The sequence below is a fragment of the Brevibacterium sp. UCMA 11752 genome, from assembly GCF_021532235.1.
GTDB classification, from domain to species: Bacteria; Actinomycetota; Actinomycetes; order Actinomycetales; family Brevibacteriaceae; genus Brevibacterium; species Brevibacterium antiquum.
Window position 1 is genome coordinate 308461 of record NZ_JACBOS010000003.1, and the last position, 21644, is coordinate 330104.

Below are 21644 nucleotides of genomic sequence, written 5' to 3' on the forward strand. Positions count from 1 at the left end.
TTTCCTGGTGACGGTGTAGGAATGCATAAAGACTCATATGTCGGCAATGATTTCGAGAAGAGTGATCCAGTGCCCACCTACGTCTACCGATGCACGACCTGCGGCGACACCGAACAGGTTTTTCCGATGAGCCGGAAACCCGAATCCATCACCTGCCCCGGCTGCCGCAGAACGGCCGTCTCAGCATTCACTTCCCCTCACCTCGGCGCCGGTTCCGGGACCGCCTTCGGCGTCATCGACGCAACTAAGAAGACCGCAGAGTCACCACCCGTCGTCTCGCGCGTTCCCTCCTCCGGTCGCCGTGGGCAGCCGGTGAGTCGGGATCCGCGGCACGCGAAGCTCCCCCGCGCCTGAGGTCGATCGGCTTCCGGGCGGAGCACAGAGAAAGGGAAAGAACAATGCCGGACAATGTATTTCCACTCGATTCGACTCAGCCATTCACCGCCCAGGAAGTCACCGGTCACAACCGCTGGCACCCGGACATTCCCGCAGCCGTGCATGTGAACCGGGAGAATCCTTCCGATTGGACTGCCGCGAATGGTTCGACGGGGCCATCAAGAACGATGACAGTGCCGATGACATCCGCGACGCACCGATGGACATCGTCCACGCCCTGTCCGGACCTGTAGCCATTGAAGGTGCGAAGCCAGGTGACCTGCTCATCGTCGACATCCTCGACGTCGGGCCGATCCCACAGGAGGATGGACCGCTGGCCGGGCAAGGCTGGGGCTACACCGGAATCTTCGCGAAGAAGAACGGCGGCTCGTTCCTCGTCGACCAGTTCCCCGACGCCTACAAAGCAGTCTGGGACTTCTCCGGCGGGACGGCGACATCGCGCCACGTCCCAGGTGTGTCCTTCACCGGAATCGTCCATCCGGGCCTCATGGGCACCGCCCCGAGCAAGGACCTGCTGGGCAAGTGGAACACCCGCGAGGCAGCCCTCATCGCCACGGACCCGGATCGTGAACCGCCCCTGGCGCTGCCACCGGAACCGCAGGGTGCGATCCTCGGCTCGCTGAGCGATTCGGAGTTCGACCGGGTGGCGTCCGAAGGTGCGCGCACGGCTCCCCCGCGGGAGAACGGCGGCAACCAGGACATCAAGAACCTCACAAAGGGCACACGAGTCTTCTACCCGGTGTTCGTCGACGGCGCGAACTTCTCCGTCGGCGATCTCCACTTCAGCCAGGGCGATGGTGAGATCACCTTCTGCGGCGGCATCGAGATGGGCGACTTCGTCGACATCAGCGTCGACCTCATCAAGGGTGGAATGGACACCTACGGGGTGAGCGAGAACGCCATCTTCCAACCAGGCAATACCGCCCCGCAGTACTCCGAGTGGCTGGCATTCTCCGGAACCTCGGTGACGCTCGACGGTGAGCAGCGCTACCTCGACTCCCATCTGGCTTACCAGCGGGCGTGCCTGCACGCCATCGACTACCTGTCCAAGTTCGGCTACAGCCCGGAGCAGGCCTATCTGCTGCTCGGCGCGGCACCGATCGAAGGCAGGTTCTCCGGAGTCGTCGACATTCCCAATGCGTGTGCCACCGTGTACCTGCCGACCGCGATGTTCGATGTCGACATCTCACCCAGCTCCAACGGGCCCACGCAGATCGATCCGGGCATCGGGGCACCCCACTCGGCGTTCTGAGCACTGCGTCTGGGGTTCAGGTGTCCTCTGTCATCTCATGATGCTGAGACGGGGCGCGGTCTCATGTGGACAATTCAGCTCGAGTCCAGATTTCGGTCGTAGCCTCGAAGCAGACACGAACGGTATCACCGTCGGTCTGTGAACCGTTGTTCTGCAGATAGTTGTTCCCCAGCTTTAGGAGCCAGCATGTCCGTCGTCGCCATCAATACCCTCACCGTCCCCGAGGCGGCACGCGGTGAACTCGAGAAGCGCTTCGCGGCACGCAAGCACTCCGTCGACGGCTCACCCGGTTTCGAAGGCTTCCAGCTGCTGCGTCCGGTCTCCGGCGGCGACCAGTACTTCGTCTACACGCAGTGGGCCACACGTGAGGACTTCGAGAATTGGCGCTCAGCCCGCAAGCCCTCACACGAGTCCAACGCCAAGGAGCCCGTCTCTGAGCAGGCCAACCTCCTCGAGTTCGAGGTCGTCGACCTCGGCGACTGATCTGCCTGCCGTGGGCAGGCGGCAGCGGATCGCTTGCTAGCTGTCGTTGTCCTTGTCGAGTTCGCTGAAGGTCTCCACGTTCCGCGGTGTGCCGGCGATGAGGATCTCATCGTTGGCATAGAGCGTGACGTCGCGATCGGCGATGTCCCAGGAACCGCCTCCATCGCGTTTGAAGGCGACGATCGTGACGCCGTATTCCGTACGCAGTCCCAGCGACCCCAGCGGCACGTCGGCGACTCGCACCGGCGGTGTGGTCCTGGCGAGGACGAAATCCTCATCGATGGGCAGGAAGTCCGAGATGTGTCCCTTGATGAGGTGCGCCAGGCGCCGACCCATGTCGTTCTCCGGACTGACGACGTTCTTGACCCCCAGCTGATGCAGGATCTCGGCGTGGGGGTCGGTGATGGCCTTGGCCCAGATGTGCCGATTGCCCAATTTGAGGATGCGTGAGGTGATGAGGATGCTCGCTTCGAGGTCGCTGCCCACTGCGATGACGACACGGTCGACCTCCTCGATGCCGACCTGACGCAGAACCGTCTCATCGGTGGCATCACCGCGGGAGACGTAGGTCAGCACCTCGGCGTGGTCCGACACGACCTCCTCGGAGATGTCGATGCCGATGACCTCGACTCCGTGCTTGACCAGTTCCCTCGCCAGGGAGCCGCCGAACCGGCCCAGACCGATCACGGCCACCGCTCCATGCCGGGCGGCAGGTTTCGGATTGCCGGCGAAGAACACAGCAGGCCGAGCCAACCACGATTTCTCATTCATTTCGACGTCCTCTCTGAACTGTCAACGGTACTGTCATCCATCAGCCGATCAGCGGCCTTTCCTTCGGCAGTTCGAATCGCTGTGGGCGCGCCCGCAGGGCCAGCACCGAGGCGACTGTCACCGGGCCGAGTCGCCCCAGGGCCATCGTGATGATGATGACCACTTGGCTGAGTCCCGGCAGATCTACTGTGATCCCCGTCGACAGCCCGACGGTGCCGAAGCCCGAGATGACTTCGAAGAGGATCCGATCGAAGCCGAGCGACGGAGCATCGAGCATGATGACCATGGTTGCCGCAATGATGAGGCTCAAGGACAACACGATGACCGTCGTCGCCTGCCGGTGCACGGACCGGGCCACTCGCCGGCCGAGCAGATTCACCGCCCGCCCACCGGTGATCTCTGTCCAGGTCATGGCCCCGAGCACGAGGAACGTCGTGATCTTCACACCACCGGCGGTACCGGCAGGGCCTCCTCCGATGAACATCAGAATGTCCATTCCCAGCCAGGTCGCAGGATGCATCTGCGAGATGTCGACCGAGTTGAACCCGGCCGTACGGGTCACCGTGGACTGGAACGCCGACGCCTGGATCTTTCCCCACACGTCGAGAGTTCCCATCGTGTTCGGGTTGTTCCATTCGATCACCGCGATGTAGATCGTTCCGCCCACGAGCAGCACCGGTGTCATGACGACGACGGCTCGGGTGGTCAGACTCCAGGTCAACGGTGACCGGTAACGTCTCGCCAATTCGATGACCACCGGATACCCGAGACCGCCGAGGATGACGGCGCAGCTGATCGGGCCGCAGATGAATGGGTCCGCCACGAAGTTCATGAGGCTGGTGCTGTGCAGACCGAAGCCTGCGTTGTTGAAGGCTGAGACCGCGTGGAAGACCGCGCTCCATACCGCTTCGCCCAGCGGCTCGTCGTAGAAGAGGCGCAGACGCAGGAAGAGCGCCACAGCGACGACGAACTCTGCTCCCACGGCAAGGACGACGATGCGCCGCACCATGGGTGCGATTCCTCCGATCGCAGAGCTCTTGGTCTCCGTGGCCACGGACTGGCGAAGTCTCAGACCCGTCTTGCCCGCCACCACGATCGCCAAGAGAGCGGTGAAGAGCAGGACACCGAAGCCTCCGATCTGGATGAGGGCGAGGATCACCGCCTGCCCGAAGAAGGTGAAATCTCCTCCGGTGTCGAGAACCGCCAATCCGGTCACGCTCAGCGCCGAGGTGGCGGTGAAGAGTCCGGACAGCAGCGAGATACCGCCCGGTGCCACCGTAGCGGCAGGCATCATCAGCAGTCCCGTACCGATGACGAGAGCTGTGAGGTATCCGATCACCACACGGGCGATGGCATCACGATGAGTGCTGTGCACAGCGAGAAATCTAGCACCATGTCACCCGCCGAACTCGAGACACGGCGAACTCACAGGTCGGGTCCTTGCAGCCGCCAGCACAACAGCCACCGGGTTGCCCGCTCCGCGACCCATAGGCTCTGGCTGACAGCACTCATTTGCTGAGTGATCGCACCCGTGTCCCTTTCGGAGATGGCGTTGACATTACCGGCCGGAAACTCTCAGAATCCTGCTACTGTGCACAACAGCACAGTCGGGTGAAAAGAGGGATGCGATGTCGCAACAGCAGACAGCGGTCGGAGACCGGGGCCACGGTTTCGTCAAGGCGCTTGGCACGGTCGATGCACTTTTCATCGGATTCGGGGCGATGATCGGCTTCGGCTGGGTCGTCCTCACCGGAGAATGGCTCAGCGGTGCCGGCACAATGGGTGCGATTCTCGCATTCGTCGTCGGCGGCATCATCATGTGCTTCGTCGGTACGGTCTATTCCGAGATGGTCGCTGCCATGCCGCACGCGGGAGGTGAGCACAACTATCTCATCCGGGCGATGGGACCGCGCGTCTCGCTGTTCGGCTCCTGGGCGATCACCGGCGGCTACATCAGCGTTGTCATGTTCGAAGCAGTCGCAGTGCCGAAGACCGCCCTGTATCTGTTTCCGAATCTCGAACACATCAAGCTGTGGACCATCGCCGATTCCGATGTGTATCTGACCTGGGCGCTTGTCGGCACCGTGACCGCAATCATCATCGCCTGGATCAATATTCGGGGCGTCAAACTCGCCTCGCTGGTGCAGACATTCGTCGTCTCGTTCCTCATCATCGTCGCGTTCCTCCTACTGGCCGGTGGCCTGACCGGCGGCGAAGCTGCCAATGCCGAGCCGCTCTTCACCGGTGGCGGTGCCGGTTTCATCGCCGTCGTCGCCGTTGTGCCCTTCCTGTTCGTCGGCTTCGACGTCATCCCGCAGTCGGCGGAGGAGATCAAGCTCCCGCCGGCCAAGATCGGCAAGCTCGTCGTCGTCTCTGTCTTCATGGCGATCGCGTTCTACGTCATCATCATCTGGATGACATCACTGGCGATGCCGGCCTCCGAGCTGGCCACCCACGACCTCGTCACGGCCGATGCGTTGGCGACGATGTTCAATTCCGCCTTCTGGGGCAAGCTCGTCATCGCCGGTGGACTCGCCGGCATCATCACCTCGTGGAACGCATTCCTCATGGGGTCCTCCCGCCTGATGTGGGCCATGGCCGTGGCCGGCATGATTCCTGCCTGGTTCGGCAAGCTGCACCCCAAGTACCGCACCCCCGTCAACTCGATCATCTTCATCGGAATCCTCTCCGCCCTGGCTCCATTCCTCGGCTCAGCGGCCCTGGGCTGGATCGTCGACGCGGGTTCACCGGCAATCGTCATCGCCTACTTCCTCGTCAGCGTCGGATTCATCATTCTGCGCAAGCGCGAACCTGCGATGGGCCGTCCCCTGCGCATCGGGGGCCAAGGCAACGGCGGTATGGTCATCGGCGTCATCTCGGCCGTGCTCACCCTGGCGCTCTTCATCCTCTACCTGCCCATCACCCCGTTCTCCGCGCAGCTGGCGTGGCAGTCGTGGGCGATGTTCGGACTCTGGCTCGCCGTCGGCATCTTCTTCATGTTCCGCCTGCCCACCGGCGTCAAAGCAGGACCCAACGCCGAAGAGGAACTTCTGGCGAAGGTGAAGTCGCTGCGCAAGAAGTGACTCGGAGAGGGCCGCAGTGAGAAGCGGCCGCACTTCGTTGCACGCGTGTTGGTGGGCTCCACCTCACCGCAAGCCGCAAATCACCCCGCCGCAGATGTATGAATTGGCACGACCAGTGCCGCAGGTGAAACCAGCGGTTGCATCGGCACCGCGAGAAGGCAGCAGCCGCGCGGGAAGTCTTTGGCTCTGTGGTGAGTACGATGCCCAACTATGGTGAGCGAGATGTCCAGTTGCGGGCACAAGCGAGCGCGGGCACCGGCATAGTGCACAGTGACCGCGCTCGGTTCAGGGGAGCGGAACTCAGAGGCAGAGACCTCCCGCTATCCAGTCACTCGCCGCAGATCAGACTGCGGAATCGAGTCCGTTCATCTTCAGGCGTTCACGCTGATTGGGGTTGACGCTCGGACGGAACGGCATCTCCACCACCTCGGCGCGAACCGGCATACCGGGGGTATCGGCGAACGGTTCGGGCAGATGGACCCAATATTCCGTACCCAATGCCGTCGCGTCGACCGGCACGTGGGCCATCGCGATATTGGCTTCGAGCTCCGGCGAGTACCACGGAGAGGTCACATAGCCGACGGGGTATCCGCTGGCAGCCGCGCTGACCAACCAGAAGTCGGGTGCGTAGTCCGTGATCGGTCTGCCGCCGATCATGAGTCCGACCAGCTTGGTCTTGAATGGCGGGGTGCCGGCCTCGACCTGCTCTCGCACCTCCTCGAGCTTGGCCTTGCCGATGTAGTCGACTTCCTTCTTCCGCGGCACCTGGTAGCTCAGGTTGACCTGGAAGGGATACGTCTCGAAGTCCATGTCCTGACCCCATGAGAGGATCCCCGCGGCGATCCTGCGATGGTGGCTGGGAGCAACGACCTTGAGATTGTAGGGAACACCGGCTGCGAGTACCGCGTTCCACATGTCCTCGGCATACTTCGTCGAGTCCTTGAGGTAGATCTCGTAGCCCTTCTCCCCCGTGAACCCGGTCTGGGAGATGATGACGTCGTGCCCGCCGACCTGGGCCTCCATGAGTCCGTAGCTGGGCAGGGTACGTCCCTCCTCCCCGACAAGGTCGGCGATGACATCGACGGACTTCGGTCCTTGGACCTGCACAGGCGAAACGTCGATCTCCTGGATGGTGACGTCGAACCTGCTGCCGACATTGACACCCTGCAGCCAGAGCATGAGATCGGTGTCGGAGAGGCTGAACCAGAATTCGTCGATCGCCACCCGCAGCAGGATCGGGTCGTTGAGGATGCCTCCGGCCTCATTGCACAGGAGCACATAGCGAGCGCGCATGACGGGAATCTTGGTCGCGTCACGGGTGATGACGAAGTTCACGAACGCCTCGGCGTCGGGACCCTTGACCTGGATCTGACGTTCGACGGCGACGTTCCACAAGGTCACGTCGTTGACGAGGGACTGGTACTCGACCATCATCCCGCCGTCTTCGCGAGGCACATAGCCGCGCGGGTGGTACATCCGGTTGTAGATGGAGGCCCGCCAGCATCCCTGCTGCATGGACAGCTCCCAGTACGGGGACTTCCGCACTCGGGTGTCGATGAGCATCTCGACCGGTGTGGGGCCTGATTGGCGTAGGTTGAATGGGACTTGTCTGTCGCTTTGGTCCACTGATGGAACGTTGTTGTCCATGATGTTCCCTGCCTCAAACAGTTCTATAATATGGAACTGGATTCCCATATTATGGGTACAATTAGTGTAGGATCGAAGTATCGGCGGGCGCAAGGGTTTCCGAAGAGAATCATCATCCGTCGACCACTTCCCAGGAGTCTCTCAAGGGAGCCGAGGATGTCACAGGAAGTTCTGGCCTCACTGCTGAAGTCCGCGCGGTACGAAATCCTCCCCACCGCGGGCGTGGTCGACCGTGTCCACGAATATGTCGTGCCCGGCCGCGTGATCACCGTGACCGCCTCGACCGGCCTGACTCTTGAGGCGACTCTGTCCACGGCAGAGCAGCTGCAGGCGCTCGGATTCCAGGCGGTGCCCCACATCGCGGCACGCATGGTCCAAGGCAGAACCGAACTCGAGGAGATCGTCGAGCGCCTGACACAGGCCGGCATCGATCGGATCTTCGTCCCAGCCGGCGACGCCACCCCTCCTGCCGGTGGCTATGCGGGAGCACTCGACCTCATCGTCGACCTCGCAAGCATGGCGGCACCGATCCAGCACCTCGGCGTCAGCGCCTATCCGGAGACCCATCCGCTCATCTCCGACGATGTCACCGTCCAAGCGATGTGGGACAAACGCGACTACGCCACCCACCTCGTGTCGAACCTGTGCTTCGACCCTGGAACCATAGCCACCTGGCTGGCCCGGGTGCGAGCGCGCGGCATCGATCTGCCGCTCATCCTCGGCATCGCGGGCAAGGTGGAATTGGCGAAGCTGGCCCGGGTCGCATCGAAGATCGGGGTCGGCGAATCGACGCGGTTCCTGCGCAAGAACACCGTCACGTTCACCAAGATGGCCAAACCCGGCGGCTACAACCCCCGGAAGTTCCTCGACAAGCTCGCACCCGCCCTGGACAACCCGACCATGGGCGTGGCCGGTCTCCACATCTATACCTTCAATCAGATCAAGGACACGGAGATCTGGCGGCGCAGGCAGCTTGCGGCTCTCGGTCACAACGACGAGGTCCCAAGCACGTCCTGAGGCTGCAGGCATGCCTGACCGACGACAGATTCGTGTCACCATGTCACACTTCGAGCCCGCCATCCGACGACGTTGGTGACAGGCGAAGTACGTCTGTCGCAGCGTTCCCGCCGGAACGTGCCGTTCCTGTCAGGAAAGGACACTCATGGCTCGTATCAGCCTCGACCAGGTCAGCAAGAAGGGCTACGCCCATGTGGCTCGGCTCGATAGCTACTGCCGCACCGCGCTCGGCGACGAACTCTACGATCTCATCAAGCTCCGCGCCTCAATCGTCAACGGCTGCGGCTTCTGCGTCGACATGCACTCCACCGACCTGGAGCGACTCGGCGTCCCGTCCCGAAAGCTCTTCGCTGTTTCGGCCTGGCAGCACGCCGGTGCCCTGTTCGATGAGAGGGAGCGCAGCGTCTTCGCCCTCACAGATGCTGTGACGAAGCTCGGCCCGGAGACCGTGACGGACGATATCTGGGATGAGGTGGCCAAGCACTTCAACGCCGAGCAGCTCGGCGACCTGCTCCTTGCCATCTCCACGATCAACATCTGGAATCGCCTGGCGATCGCCACCGAGACCACTCCGCCGACCGGCGAGGAATCTGCAGCGCCCACCGAGGTGACCGTTGCCTCGGGCGCGGAATCATCGGCGAACTGATCTACATTGGGAAGGTGGACGAGATCGAGCTCGGCATCGCTGAGGACACAGACACAGACACCGTCACCGAGGCGACCCGCGCCTGGGCCGCTGAGAAGGGTCGTCTGTTCGGAATCGCCTACCGCATCCTCGGCGATGCCGGCCATGCTGAAGATGTGGTCTCAGAAGTCGGCATTGCCGCAGTCGTCCACGAACGCAAGACCGACGAGGCCATCGCTTCCTGGCCGGCCTGGCTGACAACGGTGGGTGTCCGACGTGCGATCGACCGCTCCCGGCACCTCGCAAGCATCAAGGAGGACTATCCGGGTCCGTGGCTGCCGGAGCCGGTCGCGACCGATCAGCTGCCTGAGGACGCGGTCGCGAACCGGGAGCTGCTGTCGCTGACGCTTCTCCACCTTGCCGAGCAGCTGAGCCCAGAGGCTCGAGCGGCCTTCGTCCTGAACCGGGCCTTCGATATGAGCGCCGAGGAGGTCGCCCGGATTCTCGAGAAGAAACCAGCTGCTGTGCGGCAGATGGTCTCACGGGCGGCACGCCGGCTCGACGTTGACCAGCCGGTGACTCGTGCAGCGGACAGGACGGTGCTGACCCGCCTCATCGACGCCATCCACAGTGGAGATCTGTCCACCGCACTTTCGCTGCTGCTGGCCGAGGATGCCGTGTTCTGGGCCGATGGAGGAGGAAAGGTCTCCTCCGCGCTCAATCCGATCTTCGGCGCCGTTCGGATCACCCGGTTCTTCAGCTCCGTCATCACACCCGGTGACCCGAACGGTCTGGACTTCAAAGGGATCGTCGACGTCAACGGCGGAGTAGTCGTCGCTGTGGTTCGCGCCGATCACGACCATGTCCTGGAAGTGCAGGTCGATGCCGCGGATCGTGTGTGCGGTCTGCGTCTGGTGAGCAATCCGGGCAAACTGGGTCGGATCTGAGCTAGCAGGAAAACCTCTCATTCCTCAACGGGGTGAGGCCGACCAAGACGCGGGAGAGATGCAGCTACCACCGCGAGACTATCGACGACACGAGTCGCGAACGTGCCTACCGGTGGGTGACCTTGCGTTTGAGGCTGCGGGAGAGCAGACCCGCCTCGTCGACGAGGAGTTTGCCGACGGTCTCGTGGTGGTCAGCGATGCGCATGGTCGGACCCGAGATGCCAACGGCTGCGACGACCCTGCCGTCAACGCCGTACACGGGTGCGGCCAGGGCATCGAGTCCCTCTTCGAATTCCTCGTGCACGATCGCATACCCGCGTTCGCGCACCTCGGCGAGGTTGTCCATGAGGTCTTTCCGGGACCCCAGTGTGTACGGGGTGCGCCGCTCCAGACGGCCAGAGGGGACGGGGATGATGTCGAAGGCGTACATGATCTTGCCCAGCGCCGAGCAATGCGGCGGCACCTCCACGTCGACCCAGTTGGTGGCGCCGAGGACGAAGGTCGAATCGACCTGCGCGACCTGCACCACGCCCGTGGAGCTCGGGACGGCGAGGTTGACCGTCTCCCCGGTTTCCTCACTCAGCCGCTGCAGGGTGGGATCGGCCGCGGTGACCAGCGTTTCGACCCGATCGAAGCGCGAAGCGTAGGTCGCGAACAGAGAGCCTCCGCGATAGAGCCCTTCGCCGTCACGTTCGACCAGCCCATTGCGCTCGAGGGCGGAGAGCAGGCGTGAGACCGTCGAGCGAGCCAGCTCCGTCGACTCCACCACCTCGGTGTAGGAGATCGGGTCATCCGACTTCACCACCAGCGACAATATCTCTGCCGCTCGATCGATCGACTGGGTCCCATTGGTCATAGCGCTCAACTCCGTCGGGGAAAGATATGCCGCGGCACCATCGGCACTCCGGCGGCATTCACCCTACATCACACGTGGTTCGCCTCTGTCCGTGTTGTGTCATGTGAGCTACAGTTTCGAAATGAGCAACAGCGAGACGAACTCCGGCTCCGTGCAGTCGGTTGACCGCGCGGTCACGATTCTCGAGGTCATCGCCCGCACCGGGCTCGCTGGCGTCACCGACATCGCCGCCGAACTCGGCGTGCACAAATCGACTGCCTCGCGCATCGTCTCCACGCTCGAGGCCCGCGGCCTCGTCGAACAGGATCAGCATCGCGGCAAGTACCGCCTGGGTCTTGGCATCCTCCGTCTCGCCGGGGCCACCACCGCACGTCTCGACATCGTCCAGGAAGCCCGCCCCATCGCCAAGCTCTTAGCCGAACAGACCGGTGAGACGATCAACGTCGCCGTCCTCTCCGACGGCGCGGCCCTCTACCTCGACCAGGTATCGGGCAACGCCTCTGTCCAGAGCCACAACTGGGTCGGCCAACGCATCCCCCTGCATGCCACTTCGAACGGCAAAGTCCTCCTGTCGGGCCTGAGCGAGGCCGGCATCCGCACCGCGCTCGAAACGAAGCTGCCGACCTACACCCCGCACACAGTGACCTCGATCCCCCACCTCCTCACCGAGATCGCCGAGGTGGTCACCGCCGGGCACTCGATCGTCATCGATGAGCTCGAGGTCGGCCTCACGGCCGTGTCTGCACCCATCCGCAACGCCCACGGCGATGTCATCGCCTCGATCTCGGCCTCGGGCCCGGGCTTCCGATTCACCGACACAAAGGTCGATGTCGCCAAGGACCTGCTGGTGGCTGCGGCCGCCGACATCTCGTCACGGTTCGGCTGGCGCGAGCGCTGAGCCTTCCACGGTCTCCAGCGCTGACGAACGCTCGCCGAACAAACCCTTGACACGCCTCGGCGGGCGGAGGACGATCGAAGCACCCAGTTTCACATAGTGCGTCACGTTGCATAGTACGCAACATGTGCCGTTGAAGGCGAAGATGCCTTCGGAGAGGAGCCTCCCATGGCTTCCATTCCCACCCAGGCCAGTGTCGTTGTCGTCGGTGCAGGCATCGTCGGCAACAGCCTCGTCCACCACCTGGCCGAACTCGGCTGGAGAGACATCGTCCAGGTCGACAAGGGCCCGCTGCCCAACCCGGGCGGCTCCACCGGTCACGCCTCGAACTTCATCTTCCCGGTAGACCACTCCCGCGAGATCACGGACCTCACCCTCGACAGCGTGCGCCAGTACAAGGAACTCGGCGTCTTCACGCAGTCCGGCGGCTTCGAAGTCGCCCGCACCCAGGAGCGCATGCAGGAGCTGCAACGGCGGATGGCCTCGGCGAAGGCCTGGGGCATCGAATCCCACCTGGTCACTCCCGAAGAGGTCATTGAGAAGGTCCCCTTCCTCGACCCGTCCGTCATCGTCGGAGCCTTCTGGACACCGACGGTCGGCGTCGTCGACTCCGTGGGGGCTGGCACGATGATGCGCGAATCCGCCCAGGACAAGGGCGCGCTCACGGTGTCACCGAACACCGAGGTGACCGGCATCGACGTCGAGAACGGGGCGATCGCACGCGTCCACACGACCAAGGGGCCGATCGAGACGGATAAGATCCTCATCGCCTGCGGAGTCTGGAGTCCGCGCATCGCGGCCATGGCCGGTGCCGCGATCCCGCTGACTCCGGCGGTGCACCAGATGATCAGCGTCGGCCCGGTTCCGCAACTGGCCGAGCAGACGGGTGAGATCTCCTTCCCGATCGTGCGCGATATGGACACCTTCTGCTACGAACGTCAGCACGGCTCGGACATGGAGATCGGCTCCTACGCTCACCGGGCGATTCTTCACGAACCCGACGAGATCCCATCGATCGAGGCTGCGAAGCTCTCCCCCACGGAGATGCCCTTCACCGACGACGATTTCGACCCGCAGCTCGAACAGGCCCTCGAACTCATGCCCGATGTCCTGTCCAACCCGGACGTCGAGATCCGCTACGCGATCAACGGCCTTCTGTCTCTGACTCCCGACGGCGCTCCCATCATCGGCGAATCACCGGAGGTCAAGGGCTTGTGGTCGGCGGCAGCGGTGTGGGTCAAGGAAGGCCCGGGCGTGGGACGAGCCGTGGCCGAGTGGATGACGAACGGATGTCCGGAGGTCGACGTCCAGGGCGCCGACATCGCCCGTTTCCATCCGCACCAACGCACGCGCGAACACGTGCGCGCCCGCACCTCGGAAGCCTTCATCAAGACCTACGGCATCGTCCACCCGGGCGAGCAGTGGAACTCCGACCGCAATGTCCGCCTCTCCCCCATGCACGCACGCGAGAAGGAACTCGGCGCCGTATTCTTCGAAGTCGCCGGCTGGGAGCGCCCCCAGTGGTACGAATCGAATGCGCCGCTGCTCGATGAATTCGGCGAGCGCGTCATGGACCGCACCGCCGAATGGGACTCCCGCTGGTGGTCACCGATCATCAATGCCGAACACCTCGCACTGCGCGAGCGCGCCGGACTCGTCGACCTCTCAAGCTTCGTCATCTTCGACGTATTCGGACCTGCGGCCCTCGATGCCGTCCAGTCCATCGTGCTGGCCCAGATGGACGTGAGCATCGGTCGAGTCGTCTACACTCCGGTCCTCGACGAGACCGGCGGGTTCCGCTCGGACCTGACCATCATGCGACTGGCCCACGACCGATTCCGGGTCGTCACGGGCGCTGCCCACGGCATGGTCGACGTGAAATGGTTCGCCGATCGGCTCCCGGAGACGGGTACCCAGATCGCCGAGCTCACCTCCTCGTGGACGACGATCGGCCTCTGGGGACCACGAGCACGCGACATCCTCTCCCAGGTCACGAACGCAGACGTCTCCCACGAAGGCTTCAAGTTCGGCACAGCCCGGACCATCGAAGTCGGTTCGCTGCAGGTCCTGGCCTCCCGCATCTCCTACGTCGGCGATCTGGGTTGGGAGCTCTACATCCCCATGGAGTCCGGACTCAGACTCTGGGACGTCCTCACCGAGGCCGGGACAGAACACGGCCTCGTGCCGGTGGGACTCGGCGTCTACGGCACGACCGGTCGCATCGAGAAGGGCTATCGCGCCTTCGGTGCCGAACTCGACTCCGAGCGCAGTGTCATCGAGGTCGGCATGGCCCGGCCGAAGGTGAAGTCGCAGAACTTCGTCGGCCGCGACGCCCACCTGCGCCACCGCGAGGCGGACCCGAAGGCGATCCTGTGCTCGCTCACGGTCGACGATCACAGGAGCGCCAACGGCGAGAAGCGCTACATGCTCGGTGGGGAACCCATCCGATCACAAGACGGGCAGCCGCTCATCGACGGGCACGGGCACCACGCCTTCGTCACCTCGGCGGGGTCAGCCCCGAGCCTCGGCAAACATGTGCTCATGGCCTTCCTTCCTCCCGCCGAGGCGGTCCTGGGCAACCAGCTCACCGTCGTCTACATGGAGGAGGCCTACCCGGTGACGGTAGCCTCGATCGACGCCACCCCTCTGTTCGATCCCAGCAACGAGAGCATCAGGAGGTAGACGATGGACATCCTCGTCTGCATCAAACGCATCCCCGACATCTCTGGCCAGATCACGCTCGACGCCTCAGGCACGGACATCGACGACTCCGGCCTGGGCCACACCACCTCGGCGCATGAGGAATGCGCGGTGGAGCTGGCCATCCAGACGGCCGCAGCCACCGGCGGCAAGGTCACGGTACTGACCTTGGGCCCCGCCGAGGCGGTCGAACAGCTGCGCGCGGCCGTGGGCGTGGGCGCCAACGACGGAATCCTCATCGAAACCGAGGAACCGGGTGCGTTCGGGCCCGAGGACATCGCCCAGGTCATCGGCGACGTCATCCGCGACCGCGCCGAAGGGGGCCAGAGTTTCGATCTTGTGCTGCTGGGCAATGATGCCGCCGACACCGGCGACTTCCAGGTTCCCATCCGCCTGGCCTACGACCTCGAATACCCGGTGCTGACGGGGATCCAGACGCTGAGTGCGAGCACGGGTTCCAGCTCAGACAGGTCCGGCAGCTCAGGTGGCGGGTCAATCGAGGCACGCGGGATCGGGCCGGCCGGCACAGAGATCTTCTCTCTCGAACTGCCCGCCGTCATCGCGGTCCAGGAGGGCGGCGTCGACCCGCGCTATCCCTCGATCACCGGACGGATGAAGGCGAAGAAGGCTCGCATCGCCGAATATGTGGCACCCGAACCGGGTGCCGGAAATCCGCGCATCGGCCTCGAGCTGCCACCGGACACAGCGAATGAGGTCACCATCCTCGGCGAGGGCCCGGATGCAGCTGGGGCCCTGGTCGACGTGCTGGAAGAGATCGGAGTGATCAGGTCATGACTCTCGTATTCGTCGAAACCGATGAGAGCGGTCAGGTGGCGCTGACCTCCGCCGAGGCGCTCACCTTCGCCCGCACGAACGCGGACGTCCTCGCCGCCGACTCGTTCTCGGCAGGAGTGGAGGCCGCTGTGATCGGCGCGCTTACCGAGGCCGCCACCGAGCAGTTGGCCGCCCTCGGCGTGGACCGAATCCACCACCTCGAGACTGCGGATCTCGAGGCCTATTCGGCTCCGGCTTGGGCGCAGGCCCTCGTCGACATCGCGCCGGAGACCGGGGCGGTTCTGGCCTCGGGCACTCCGCGCGGAATGGAGCTCATGACCCATGTGGCTGTGAGAACCGGGGAGCGGATGGCGGCCAATGTCGTGGCCGCCGATGAGGAAGGACTGCTGCGGCAGGTGCTCGGCGGGGCCGCGTTCGAACGTCTTCAGGTCGGCGGTGACTTGCAGGTTCTCACCCTCGCCGGTCACGCCTGCAACCCAGAGGAGACCACGCCGACGACGCCGGAGGTCCTCACCCACTCCCCCGAAACAGCTGCAGAGGATCTGCGCGTTCGCGTTGTTCGCACCGAGGTCGAGACCGCTGACGACAATGACACCTCGGGCCTGACCCAGGCCCGTGCCGTCGTCGGTGCTGGTCGCGGGGTCGGTTCGGAGAACGGATTCGGCGAAGTCCTCGAGCTCGTCGACCACCTCGGCGGGGCATTGGGTGTCTCTCGTGTGGTCACGGGTCTGGGTTGGCGCCCCCACACAGAGCAGGTCGGTCAGACCGGCAGCCGGATCACACCGGATGTCTACATTGCGTGTGGGATCTCAGGCGCAATCCAGCACATGGCCGGCATCGAGGGGGCGAAGACGCTGATCGCGATCAACACCGATGAAGAATCGACGATGGTCCAGCGTGCCGACTACGCGATCATCGGAGACCTCCACGAGGTCATCGGCGCGGTCAACGAGGAGATCAGGAGCCGGCGCGGCTGATGCTGCTCACAGACCCAATTCGGCGAACACCGAGTCGGTGTCGGCACCGATGACCGGCGCCCGCCGAGGTTGGCCTGCACTGGCCATGCCATCCGAGGTGGGCACAGTTGAGGTGGCCGCTCCGGTTGAGGTGGCGACGGTTGCCGGGCCGAACCTCGGTGCCGGTGCGGGCTGCTCGATTCCGGCCTCATCGGTGTAGAAGAGCCCCCGCTGTACGTTATGAGGATCGGTCTTCGCCTCAGCCATGGTGCGGACCGGTTCGACGCAGGCGTCGCTGTCGGCGAAGAGTTCTTCGAGTTCAGCCAAGGTGCGTGAGGCGAGCTCCTCGGCGAAGACTGGCCGCATGAGGGGCCAGTGCTTCGGCTGCCAATGGTTGATCTCGCCCAGCGGTTCGGGCAGGCGGTCCTCGATGTCGAGAGTGCGGATGAATTCGGCGAAGAAGGCCGGTTCGATGCAGGCAACGGACACGTACCTGTCATCGGCGGTGGGATAGACGTCGTAGAACGGTGCTCCGGAATCCAGGAGGTTGCGCCCGCGTGCGTCGTGACGCCACATGCCGACCTCGGAGAAGCCATGCATCATCGAATACAGGAGATTCGCGCCGTCGATCATGGCGGTGTCGACGACGGTGCCGATGCCGCTGGTGCGGGCACTGGTGAGGGCGCCGAGAACGCCGACGACGAGGAGCATGCCGCCCCCACCGAAATCGCCGATGAGGTTTGCGGGGAACTGCGGTGGCCCATCAGCGCGACCGAGCTGGTTGAGCAGTCCGGCAGAGGCGATGTAGCCCAGGTCGTGCCCGGCCTTCTGCGCCTTCGGTCCGTCCTGTCCGTAGCCGGTGATGCGGCCGTAGACGAGGGCAGGATTGAGCGCGTGGAGATCGTCAGGGCCCAGGCCCAAGCGTTCCGCGGCGCCTGGGCGGAAGCCTTCGATGACGATGTCGGACTTCGCAGCCAGGGACCGGGCGAGGTCGATGCCGGCTTCGGACTTGAAGTCTGCGGTCATCGACCTTTTGCCACGGTCGAGAACAGGGTTCATGGGCTGGCCGGCTGTCTTCGGCGGATCAAGGCGAATCACCTCGGCGCCCATATCTGCCAACATCATTGAGGCGAAGGGGCCGGGGCCGATTCCGCCGAGGTCGAGGACACGCACGTCTTTGAGCACTGTCATGATTTCCTTTCGTCGATCTGTCCTGTTTAACTATAGAACGATCGATCAGGTCCGAAGAGGCAGCAGGGCCGCACCCGACGATAAGAGGTCCCGGTGATCTGGATCGTCCGGTCGCCCTGGTAGCGTCCCATAGTCGGAGGTGGAGAGTCTCCGAAGCAGATGAGTCGAAAGGTTGTCCGTGAAGACATTCGAGTATTCCCCAGAGGTTCGCTGGTCCGATCAGGATCTGCTGGGTCATGTGAACAATGCCCGCATGATCACCCTCATCGAGGAGTGCCGCATCAGGTGGCTCCACGAGGCCAAAGCCGGGAGTTTGACCGGCGGTGGCATGCTCGTCGCCAACCAGTCGATCGACTACCTGCTCCCCGTCATGTACGGCCCCGAACTCACAATGACGGTGACTATCAAGAGGATCGGCAACACCTCCTTCACCGTCCACACGCGCGGTGACCAGAGCGGCCAGAAGGTGTTCAACTCCGACGTCGTCCTCGTCCACATCGACCGGGAGACCGGCAAGCCCTCGCCGATCCCCGAGGGCATCCGCAGCATCCTCGGGGAATATCTCGCCGAAGCCGACTGATCACTCAGTGGACCATCGGCGCGCAGATGCAGGCTCGGTTGCCGTCGAGATCCTCGAGAACCCAATAGGACGGAGCAGCTGTGTCGCTGACGAGGTGGCCGCCCGCAGCGAGAGCTGCAGCAATCCGCCCTTCGGCCTCGCCATGGCTTACCCAGACATCGAGATGCCACCTCTGCGGGACGGCTGACTCCGGCAGAGGGAACTGGCCGTCGTCTCGTGGCTTCTGCCACCACAACAGCGTATTCATCTGGCCAGTTGGATCGACGAGATCACCACCCGCATGCACTCCCGCAGGTTCACCGCCGAGGAGTGCCGCGTAGAAGTCAGACACTCGATCACTTGAACTCGTGTCGAGAGCGAATTCGGCCTGCATCAGGCTTGCGGTGTCAGCACTCAGGCCCGCTTCAGCGGCGATCGTGCTGATCTTTCGAGCGAGAGTGATATCCCGTTCGGTCACACCGCCGACGTCGTGACTGCCCACAGTCACGGTGACACCGGTCTTCGTGAGAGCGATGTCGGGGGCATGGTTCGACAGTTCTGCCGCCTCCCCGATCGCGTTGACGAAGGCAAGACCTTGGCCGAATTCGTCGGTTCTGAATCTGGCCCTGATCGGTCCCGCCAGCTGCCTCCAGTCCTCGACGGCAGCGCCGAAGATCTGCGAACTGGTGAGTACGCCATCGTGTCCCACAACTCGCTCCTCCCGTGATGCGTGATTGCGTTTGGTCGCAAGAGTCACGCTATCGGAGGAATCTGGCCCCCTCAGCAAGATGGCCGTTCTGTTCATGCTCGATGGGCCCTCGTGCACATAATCTGAGGGCATGAAACTCGACGCGATCTCAATCATCACCGCAGACATGTCCGCAGCAGTGCGGTTCTACTCCGCGCTCGGCCTCGACTTAGCCGACGGCGGCGCGGATGCTCCGCATACGGAGTTCTCCTCGGGCAGCCTCCGCCTGCTCCTCGACACTGAGGCGGTCATGCTCAGCATCGATCCCGAATGGACCCGGCCGACCGGTGGCCACAAGATGTCCCTGGCCTTCGACTGCTCCACCGCCGAGGCGGTCGATACGACATTTGCCCAGCTCACTGCCGGTGGTGCCGGTTCAGATCCCGTGGCCGGAGTCGTCAACGAACCGTGGGATGCGTTCTGGGGTCAGCGCTACGCCGTGGTCTCCGATCCCGACGACAACTATGTCGACCTCTTCGCAGCACTGGGTTCACCGGCCCAGCAGTGACTTCTCGTCTCTCCACAGATGGGCCGCATCGGCGTAACCCGTTGCCGTTGCGGCCGCCGTGCGGGTGGAACCGGCGTCGATGAGTGCCCGTGCCGCCTGCCAGCGCAGAACCTTCGACAGGTGTTTGGGTCCGTAGCCGAACCATGCGGCGGACAGCCTCCGCAGCTGCCTGGGTGAGTATGCGAACTGTGCGGCCACCTCGGCGATGTCCGGCTCCGGTGATTCCTCACGCACACCGAGCAGACGGGCCAGCTCAAGCGGCGCCGAATCGATGTCGGCCCGGGCCGTCAGCATCTTGGCGATGTCCAACAGATGCCTCTGCCCGACACCAGGTCCGAGTTCGGGGACGGTCGTGCGACTGCCTGCAGTCACCACAGCATCGAGAGGGGTCACCCTGTCGGCGAGCTCGGCCGCCGAGGTGGCCAGCAGCTGCGGGAGCACTCCGGGGTCGAAGCGCAGACCCACGACCGGCTGGGCTTCACCACTCGTCGACGCAGAACGGAAGATTCGTGCGGTGGAGTCTGCTCCGGCGACGACGACGCGGGAATCGATGACGATGAGATCCATGCAACCGTCGGGCACGATGAGGGAAGGCTTCGACGGGACGCTCACAGCCACCTCGGCGAGGGCCGATGGCGGGTGGGCATCGGGGGCCGACGTCCACAGCGAAGCGCGGAGCCTGGGAATGCGCATCTCCGTGTACATAGGGTGCTCGGCCTTCTTCAGTTTCGAGCGGTATTCTTGAGGGTGATCGGCTCGACCGCAACGGTCGCCTTCTCTCCTCAGACTAACCGGTACTCGACGCCCCAGGAAGGAACAATGGCAGCTGCATCCCCTTCGCCGACATCAGCACGTCGGCAGGCACGGCATGTCACTGTCTTCCTCGACGTCGACGGAGTGCTCAACTCGTACCCGGTGCCCAAACTGCGCATCATGACCGAGGGGCGCAAGAAGCTGCAGGCCTGGCACTACGAACTGCATTACAAGCCTGCGGTGATCGCGTTCTTCGACCGTCTCGTCGACACCCACGATGTCGACGTCGTGTGGCTCTCCACCTGGTCTAAGCGGTGCAAAACTGAGCTGGAGCCGAAGTTCGGTCTGCGCAACTCCTTCGAGGTCATTGAGATGCCCGATGAGTCCCACAACCGCTACGCCAACGATCCGCACCTGTGGTGGAAGGCCCGCGCAATGGAGGACTGGCTCGCGGAGCACGAACACGGTCGGGCCGTCTGGATCGATGACGATCTCGCAGCACCGGCCACGCACCACTACTTCGTCGAGCACTATCCGGCGAACCGGCTCAAACTCATTGCTCCTGAATTCGCGCAGGGCCTGACGAAGGCGCACCTGAAGGAGATCAAGGAATTCGCCTACCCGAAAGAGGACTCATGACGCGTATCGGTCTGCTCGATTCCGGACTCGGGCTGCTCGGCACCGCCGATGCACTGTTCCACCTGGCACCGCACGCGGATCTGATCCTGGCCATGGACCCGGACTTCACCCCCTACGGCAGTCTCAGCCCCGAAGCCCTTGAAGCCAGGGCCCTGAACTCGGCAGCAGTGCTCTCCGAGTGGGAGCCCGATGCGATCGTCATCGCCTGCAACACTGCCTCCGTCCAAGCCCTCGAGGCCGTCCGCGCCCGCTACGAACCCGACATTCCCGTCATCGGCACCGTGCCAGCTGTGAAGATGGCGGCCGGGACCGGGCAGGACTTCGCCATCTGGGCGACCCCGGCCACGACGGGCAGCGCCTATCAGCAGAACCTCATCGACACCTTCGCCGCCGAGGTGACCGTGTCCAAGGTGGCATGCCCGGGCCTCGCCGAGGCGATCAATGAGGCTGACATCGCCACGATCGATTCCGCGATCGACGCAGCCCTGAACCAGATGGATCCCGGCATGGAGACCATCGTGCTCGGATGCACCCATTACGGCCTGGTCGCCGACCGGATCATGGCCGCCCGGGCCGGCGCGATCACACTCTTCGACTCCCCCATTCCGGTGGCGAAGCAGACCCTGCGCAGGATCGGAGTCGAGGCCCACGGCGTCAGCCCGAATCAGCCCGACACCGGCGAGGTCATCGCCACCTATGCCTCCGGTCGACTCATGCGCCTGCCCCAGTCATTGGATGCCTATCCCGCCGGAAAACGACTGTTGGCGCGAGAGCGAATCGCGGCAGCAAGGTCCTGATGGTCCGCGACTCTTTGAACCATTGC

Annotated in this window: 21 protein-coding genes and 1 pseudogene; 15 read left to right on the forward strand and 7 right to left on the reverse strand. The window is 63.8% G+C overall.

What is annotated here, in order from left to right; genetic code table 11:
- The first annotated feature begins 21 nt into the window (after positions 1 to 21).
- From HU144_RS01425 to HU144_RS01435, 3 genes and pseudogenes are all read left to right on the forward strand, one after another.
- Positions 22 to 354 carry a zinc ribbon domain-containing protein gene (locus tag HU144_RS01425; protein WP_235349805.1) on the forward strand — a complete coding sequence of 111 codons (333 nt, stop codon included), beginning with the start codon at positions 22 to 24 and terminating at the stop codon, positions 352 to 354.
- 44 nt (positions 355 to 398) lie between these two features.
- Positions 399 to 1648, forward strand: a pseudogene (gene fmdA, locus HU144_RS01430) (formamidase).
- Positions 1649 to 1834: 186 nt separating this feature from the next.
- The gene (locus HU144_RS01435; RefSeq protein ID WP_235349806.1) at positions 1835 to 2131 is read left to right on the forward strand and encodes an antibiotic biosynthesis monooxygenase family protein; all 297 of its coding nucleotides are present in this window, start codon (positions 1835 to 1837) and stop codon (positions 2129 to 2131) included.
- A gap of 36 nt (positions 2132 to 2167) precedes the next feature.
- Here HU144_RS01435 and HU144_RS01440 read toward each other — a convergent pair whose 3' ends face one another.
- Both HU144_RS01440 and HU144_RS01445 read right to left on the reverse strand, forming a co-directional pair.
- A complete protein-coding gene (locus HU144_RS01440; RefSeq protein WP_235349807.1) occupies positions 2168 to 2902 on the reverse strand; it encodes a potassium channel family protein in 735 nt (244 codons plus the stop codon).
- Positions 2903 to 2942: 40 nt separating this feature from the next.
- Positions 2943 to 4277 carry a TrkH family potassium uptake protein gene (locus HU144_RS01445; protein WP_235349808.1) on the reverse strand — a complete coding sequence of 445 codons (1335 nt, stop codon included), beginning with the start codon at positions 4275 to 4277 and terminating at the stop codon, positions 2943 to 2945.
- A gap of 253 nt (positions 4278 to 4530) precedes the next feature.
- Here HU144_RS01445 and HU144_RS01450 point away from each other — a divergent pair, with 253 nt between their 5' ends.
- Entirely contained in the window at positions 4531 to 5985 is a 1455-nt protein-coding gene (locus HU144_RS01450) for an APC family permease (protein WP_235349809.1), read from the forward strand.
- Between the two features lie 342 nt (positions 5986 to 6327).
- Here HU144_RS01450 and HU144_RS01455 read toward each other — a convergent pair whose 3' ends face one another.
- Entirely contained in the window at positions 6328 to 7632 is a 1305-nt protein-coding gene (locus tag HU144_RS01455) for a glycine cleavage T C-terminal barrel domain-containing protein (protein WP_235349810.1), read from the reverse strand.
- 156 nt (positions 7633 to 7788) lie between these two features.
- On the opposite strand from HU144_RS01455, the gene HU144_RS01460 reads away from it, so the two are divergent.
- From HU144_RS01460 to HU144_RS01470, 3 genes are all read left to right on the forward strand, one after another.
- Complete coding sequence (locus HU144_RS01460) at positions 7789 to 8649, forward strand: methylenetetrahydrofolate reductase (RefSeq protein WP_235349811.1); 861 nt, start codon at positions 7789 to 7791, stop codon at positions 8647 to 8649.
- A gap of 145 nt (positions 8650 to 8794) precedes the next feature.
- Positions 8795 to 9295 (forward strand): carboxymuconolactone decarboxylase family protein, encoded by a 501-nt coding sequence (locus HU144_RS01465; RefSeq protein WP_235349812.1) that lies wholly within the window; start codon positions 8795 to 8797, stop codon positions 9293 to 9295.
- 14 nt (positions 9296 to 9309) lie between these two features.
- Entirely contained in the window at positions 9310 to 10221 is a 912-nt protein-coding gene (locus HU144_RS01470) for a sigma-70 family RNA polymerase sigma factor (protein ID WP_235349813.1), read from the forward strand.
- 106 nt (positions 10222 to 10327) lie between these two features.
- Here HU144_RS01470 and HU144_RS01475 read toward each other — a convergent pair whose 3' ends face one another.
- On the reverse strand, positions 10328 to 11077 hold the full coding sequence (locus tag HU144_RS01475; RefSeq protein WP_235349814.1) for an IclR family transcriptional regulator: 750 nt from the start codon (positions 11075 to 11077) through the stop codon (positions 10328 to 10330).
- Positions 11078 to 11198: 121 nt separating this feature from the next.
- Here HU144_RS01475 and HU144_RS01480 point away from each other — a divergent pair, with 121 nt between their 5' ends.
- From HU144_RS01480 to HU144_RS01495, 4 genes are all read left to right on the forward strand, one after another.
- Positions 11199 to 11975, forward strand: coding sequence for an IclR family transcriptional regulator (locus HU144_RS01480; RefSeq protein ID WP_235349815.1), 777 nt, complete (start codon positions 11199 to 11201; stop codon positions 11973 to 11975).
- A gap of 165 nt (positions 11976 to 12140) precedes the next feature.
- A complete protein-coding gene (locus tag HU144_RS01485) occupies positions 12141 to 14654 on the forward strand; it encodes a GcvT family protein (protein WP_235349816.1) in 2514 nt (837 codons plus the stop codon).
- Between the two features lie 3 nt (positions 14655 to 14657).
- Positions 14658 to 15467, forward strand: coding sequence for an electron transfer flavoprotein subunit beta/FixA family protein (locus HU144_RS01490; protein WP_235349817.1), 810 nt, complete (start codon positions 14658 to 14660; stop codon positions 15465 to 15467).
- On the forward strand, positions 15464 to 16444 hold the full coding sequence (locus HU144_RS01495) for an electron transfer flavoprotein subunit alpha/FixB family protein (protein ID WP_235349818.1): 981 nt from the start codon (positions 15464 to 15466) through the stop codon (positions 16442 to 16444). Before HU144_RS01490 ends, HU144_RS01495 begins: the two co-directional genes overlap by 4 nt.
- Before the next feature lie 6 nt (positions 16445 to 16450).
- On the opposite strand, the gene HU144_RS01500 is transcribed toward HU144_RS01495, so the two are convergent.
- Positions 16451 to 17614, reverse strand: a complete 1164-nt coding sequence (locus tag HU144_RS01500) for a CaiB/BaiF CoA transferase family protein (RefSeq protein ID WP_092104484.1) — start codon at positions 17612 to 17614, stop codon at positions 16451 to 16453.
- A 178-nt stretch (positions 17615 to 17792) separates the two neighbouring features.
- On the opposite strand from HU144_RS01500, the gene HU144_RS01505 reads away from it, so the two are divergent.
- On the forward strand, positions 17793 to 18194 hold the full coding sequence (locus tag HU144_RS01505; RefSeq protein ID WP_092108940.1) for an acyl-CoA thioesterase: 402 nt from the start codon (positions 17793 to 17795) through the stop codon (positions 18192 to 18194).
- Between the two features lie 4 nt (positions 18195 to 18198).
- Here the strand turns inward: HU144_RS01505 and HU144_RS01510 are convergent, their stop codons facing one another.
- On the reverse strand, positions 18199 to 18882 hold the full coding sequence (locus tag HU144_RS01510) for a 4a-hydroxytetrahydrobiopterin dehydratase (protein ID WP_235349819.1): 684 nt from the start codon (positions 18880 to 18882) through the stop codon (positions 18199 to 18201).
- A 130-nt stretch (positions 18883 to 19012) separates the two neighbouring features.
- Between HU144_RS01510 and HU144_RS01515 the strand changes: the two genes are divergently transcribed.
- Positions 19013 to 19429 carry a VOC family protein gene (locus HU144_RS01515; protein ID WP_235349820.1) on the forward strand — a complete coding sequence of 139 codons (417 nt, stop codon included), beginning with the start codon at positions 19013 to 19015 and terminating at the stop codon, positions 19427 to 19429.
- Here HU144_RS01515 and HU144_RS01520 read toward each other — a convergent pair.
- A complete protein-coding gene (locus HU144_RS01520) occupies positions 19412 to 20134 on the reverse strand; it encodes a helix-turn-helix domain-containing protein (protein WP_235349821.1) in 723 nt (240 codons plus the stop codon). The genes HU144_RS01515 and HU144_RS01520 overlap by 18 nt on opposite strands.
- Before the next feature lie 114 nt (positions 20135 to 20248).
- Here HU144_RS01520 and HU144_RS01525 point away from each other — a divergent pair, with 114 nt between their 5' ends.
- Positions 20249 to 20821: an HAD domain-containing protein gene (locus tag HU144_RS01525; RefSeq protein ID WP_235349822.1), complete on the forward strand. Its 573-nt coding sequence runs from the start codon at positions 20249 to 20251 to the stop codon at positions 20819 to 20821.
- Complete coding sequence (locus HU144_RS01530) at positions 20818 to 21618, forward strand: glutamate racemase (RefSeq protein ID WP_235349823.1); 801 nt, start codon at positions 20818 to 20820, stop codon at positions 21616 to 21618. Before HU144_RS01525 ends, HU144_RS01530 begins: the two co-directional genes overlap by 4 nt.
- Positions 21619 to 21644 lie beyond the last annotated feature (26 nt).

Bases quoted from the DNA above. Each gene is read 5' to 3' on its own strand.
- HU144_RS01425 (WP_235349805.1), top strand. From the start codon at position 22: ATGCATAAAGACTCATATGTCGGCAATGATTTCGAGAAGAGTGATCCA.
- HU144_RS01435 (WP_235349806.1), top strand. From the start codon at position 1,835: ATGTCCGTCGTCGCCATCAATACCCTCACCGTCCCCGAGGCGGCACGC.
- HU144_RS01440 (WP_235349807.1), bottom strand. From the start codon at position 2,902: ATGAATGAGAAATCGTGGTTGGCTCGGCCTGCTGTGTTCTTCGCCGGC.
- HU144_RS01450 (WP_235349809.1), top strand. From the start codon at position 4,531: ATGTCGCAACAGCAGACAGCGGTCGGAGACCGGGGCCACGGTTTCGTC.
- HU144_RS01455 (WP_235349810.1), bottom strand. From the start codon at position 7,632: ATGGACAACAACGTTCCATCAGTGGACCAAAGCGACAGACAAGTCCCA.
- HU144_RS01460 (WP_235349811.1), top strand. From the start codon at position 7,789: ATGTCACAGGAAGTTCTGGCCTCACTGCTGAAGTCCGCGCGGTACGAA.
- HU144_RS01465 (WP_235349812.1), top strand. From the start codon at position 8,795: ATGGCTCGTATCAGCCTCGACCAGGTCAGCAAGAAGGGCTACGCCCAT.
- HU144_RS01475 (WP_235349814.1), bottom strand. From the start codon at position 11,077: ATGACCAATGGGACCCAGTCGATCGATCGAGCGGCAGAGATATTGTCG.
- HU144_RS01480 (WP_235349815.1), top strand. From the start codon at position 11,199: ATGAGCAACAGCGAGACGAACTCCGGCTCCGTGCAGTCGGTTGACCGC.
- HU144_RS01485 (WP_235349816.1), top strand. From the start codon at position 12,141: ATGGCTTCCATTCCCACCCAGGCCAGTGTCGTTGTCGTCGGTGCAGGC.
- HU144_RS01490 (WP_235349817.1), top strand. From the start codon at position 14,658: ATGGACATCCTCGTCTGCATCAAACGCATCCCCGACATCTCTGGCCAG.
- HU144_RS01495 (WP_235349818.1), top strand. From the start codon at position 15,464: ATGACTCTCGTATTCGTCGAAACCGATGAGAGCGGTCAGGTGGCGCTG.
- HU144_RS01500 (WP_092104484.1), bottom strand. From the start codon at position 17,614: ATGACAGTGCTCAAAGACGTGCGTGTCCTCGACCTCGGCGGAATCGGC.
- HU144_RS01515 (WP_235349820.1), top strand. From the start codon at position 19,013: ATGAAACTCGACGCGATCTCAATCATCACCGCAGACATGTCCGCAGCA.
- HU144_RS01520 (WP_235349821.1), bottom strand. From the start codon at position 20,134: ATGTACACGGAGATGCGCATTCCCAGGCTCCGCGCTTCGCTGTGGACG.
- HU144_RS01525 (WP_235349822.1), top strand. From the start codon at position 20,249: ATGGCAGCTGCATCCCCTTCGCCGACATCAGCACGTCGGCAGGCACGG.
- HU144_RS01530 (WP_235349823.1), top strand. From the start codon at position 20,818: ATGACGCGTATCGGTCTGCTCGATTCCGGACTCGGGCTGCTCGGCACC.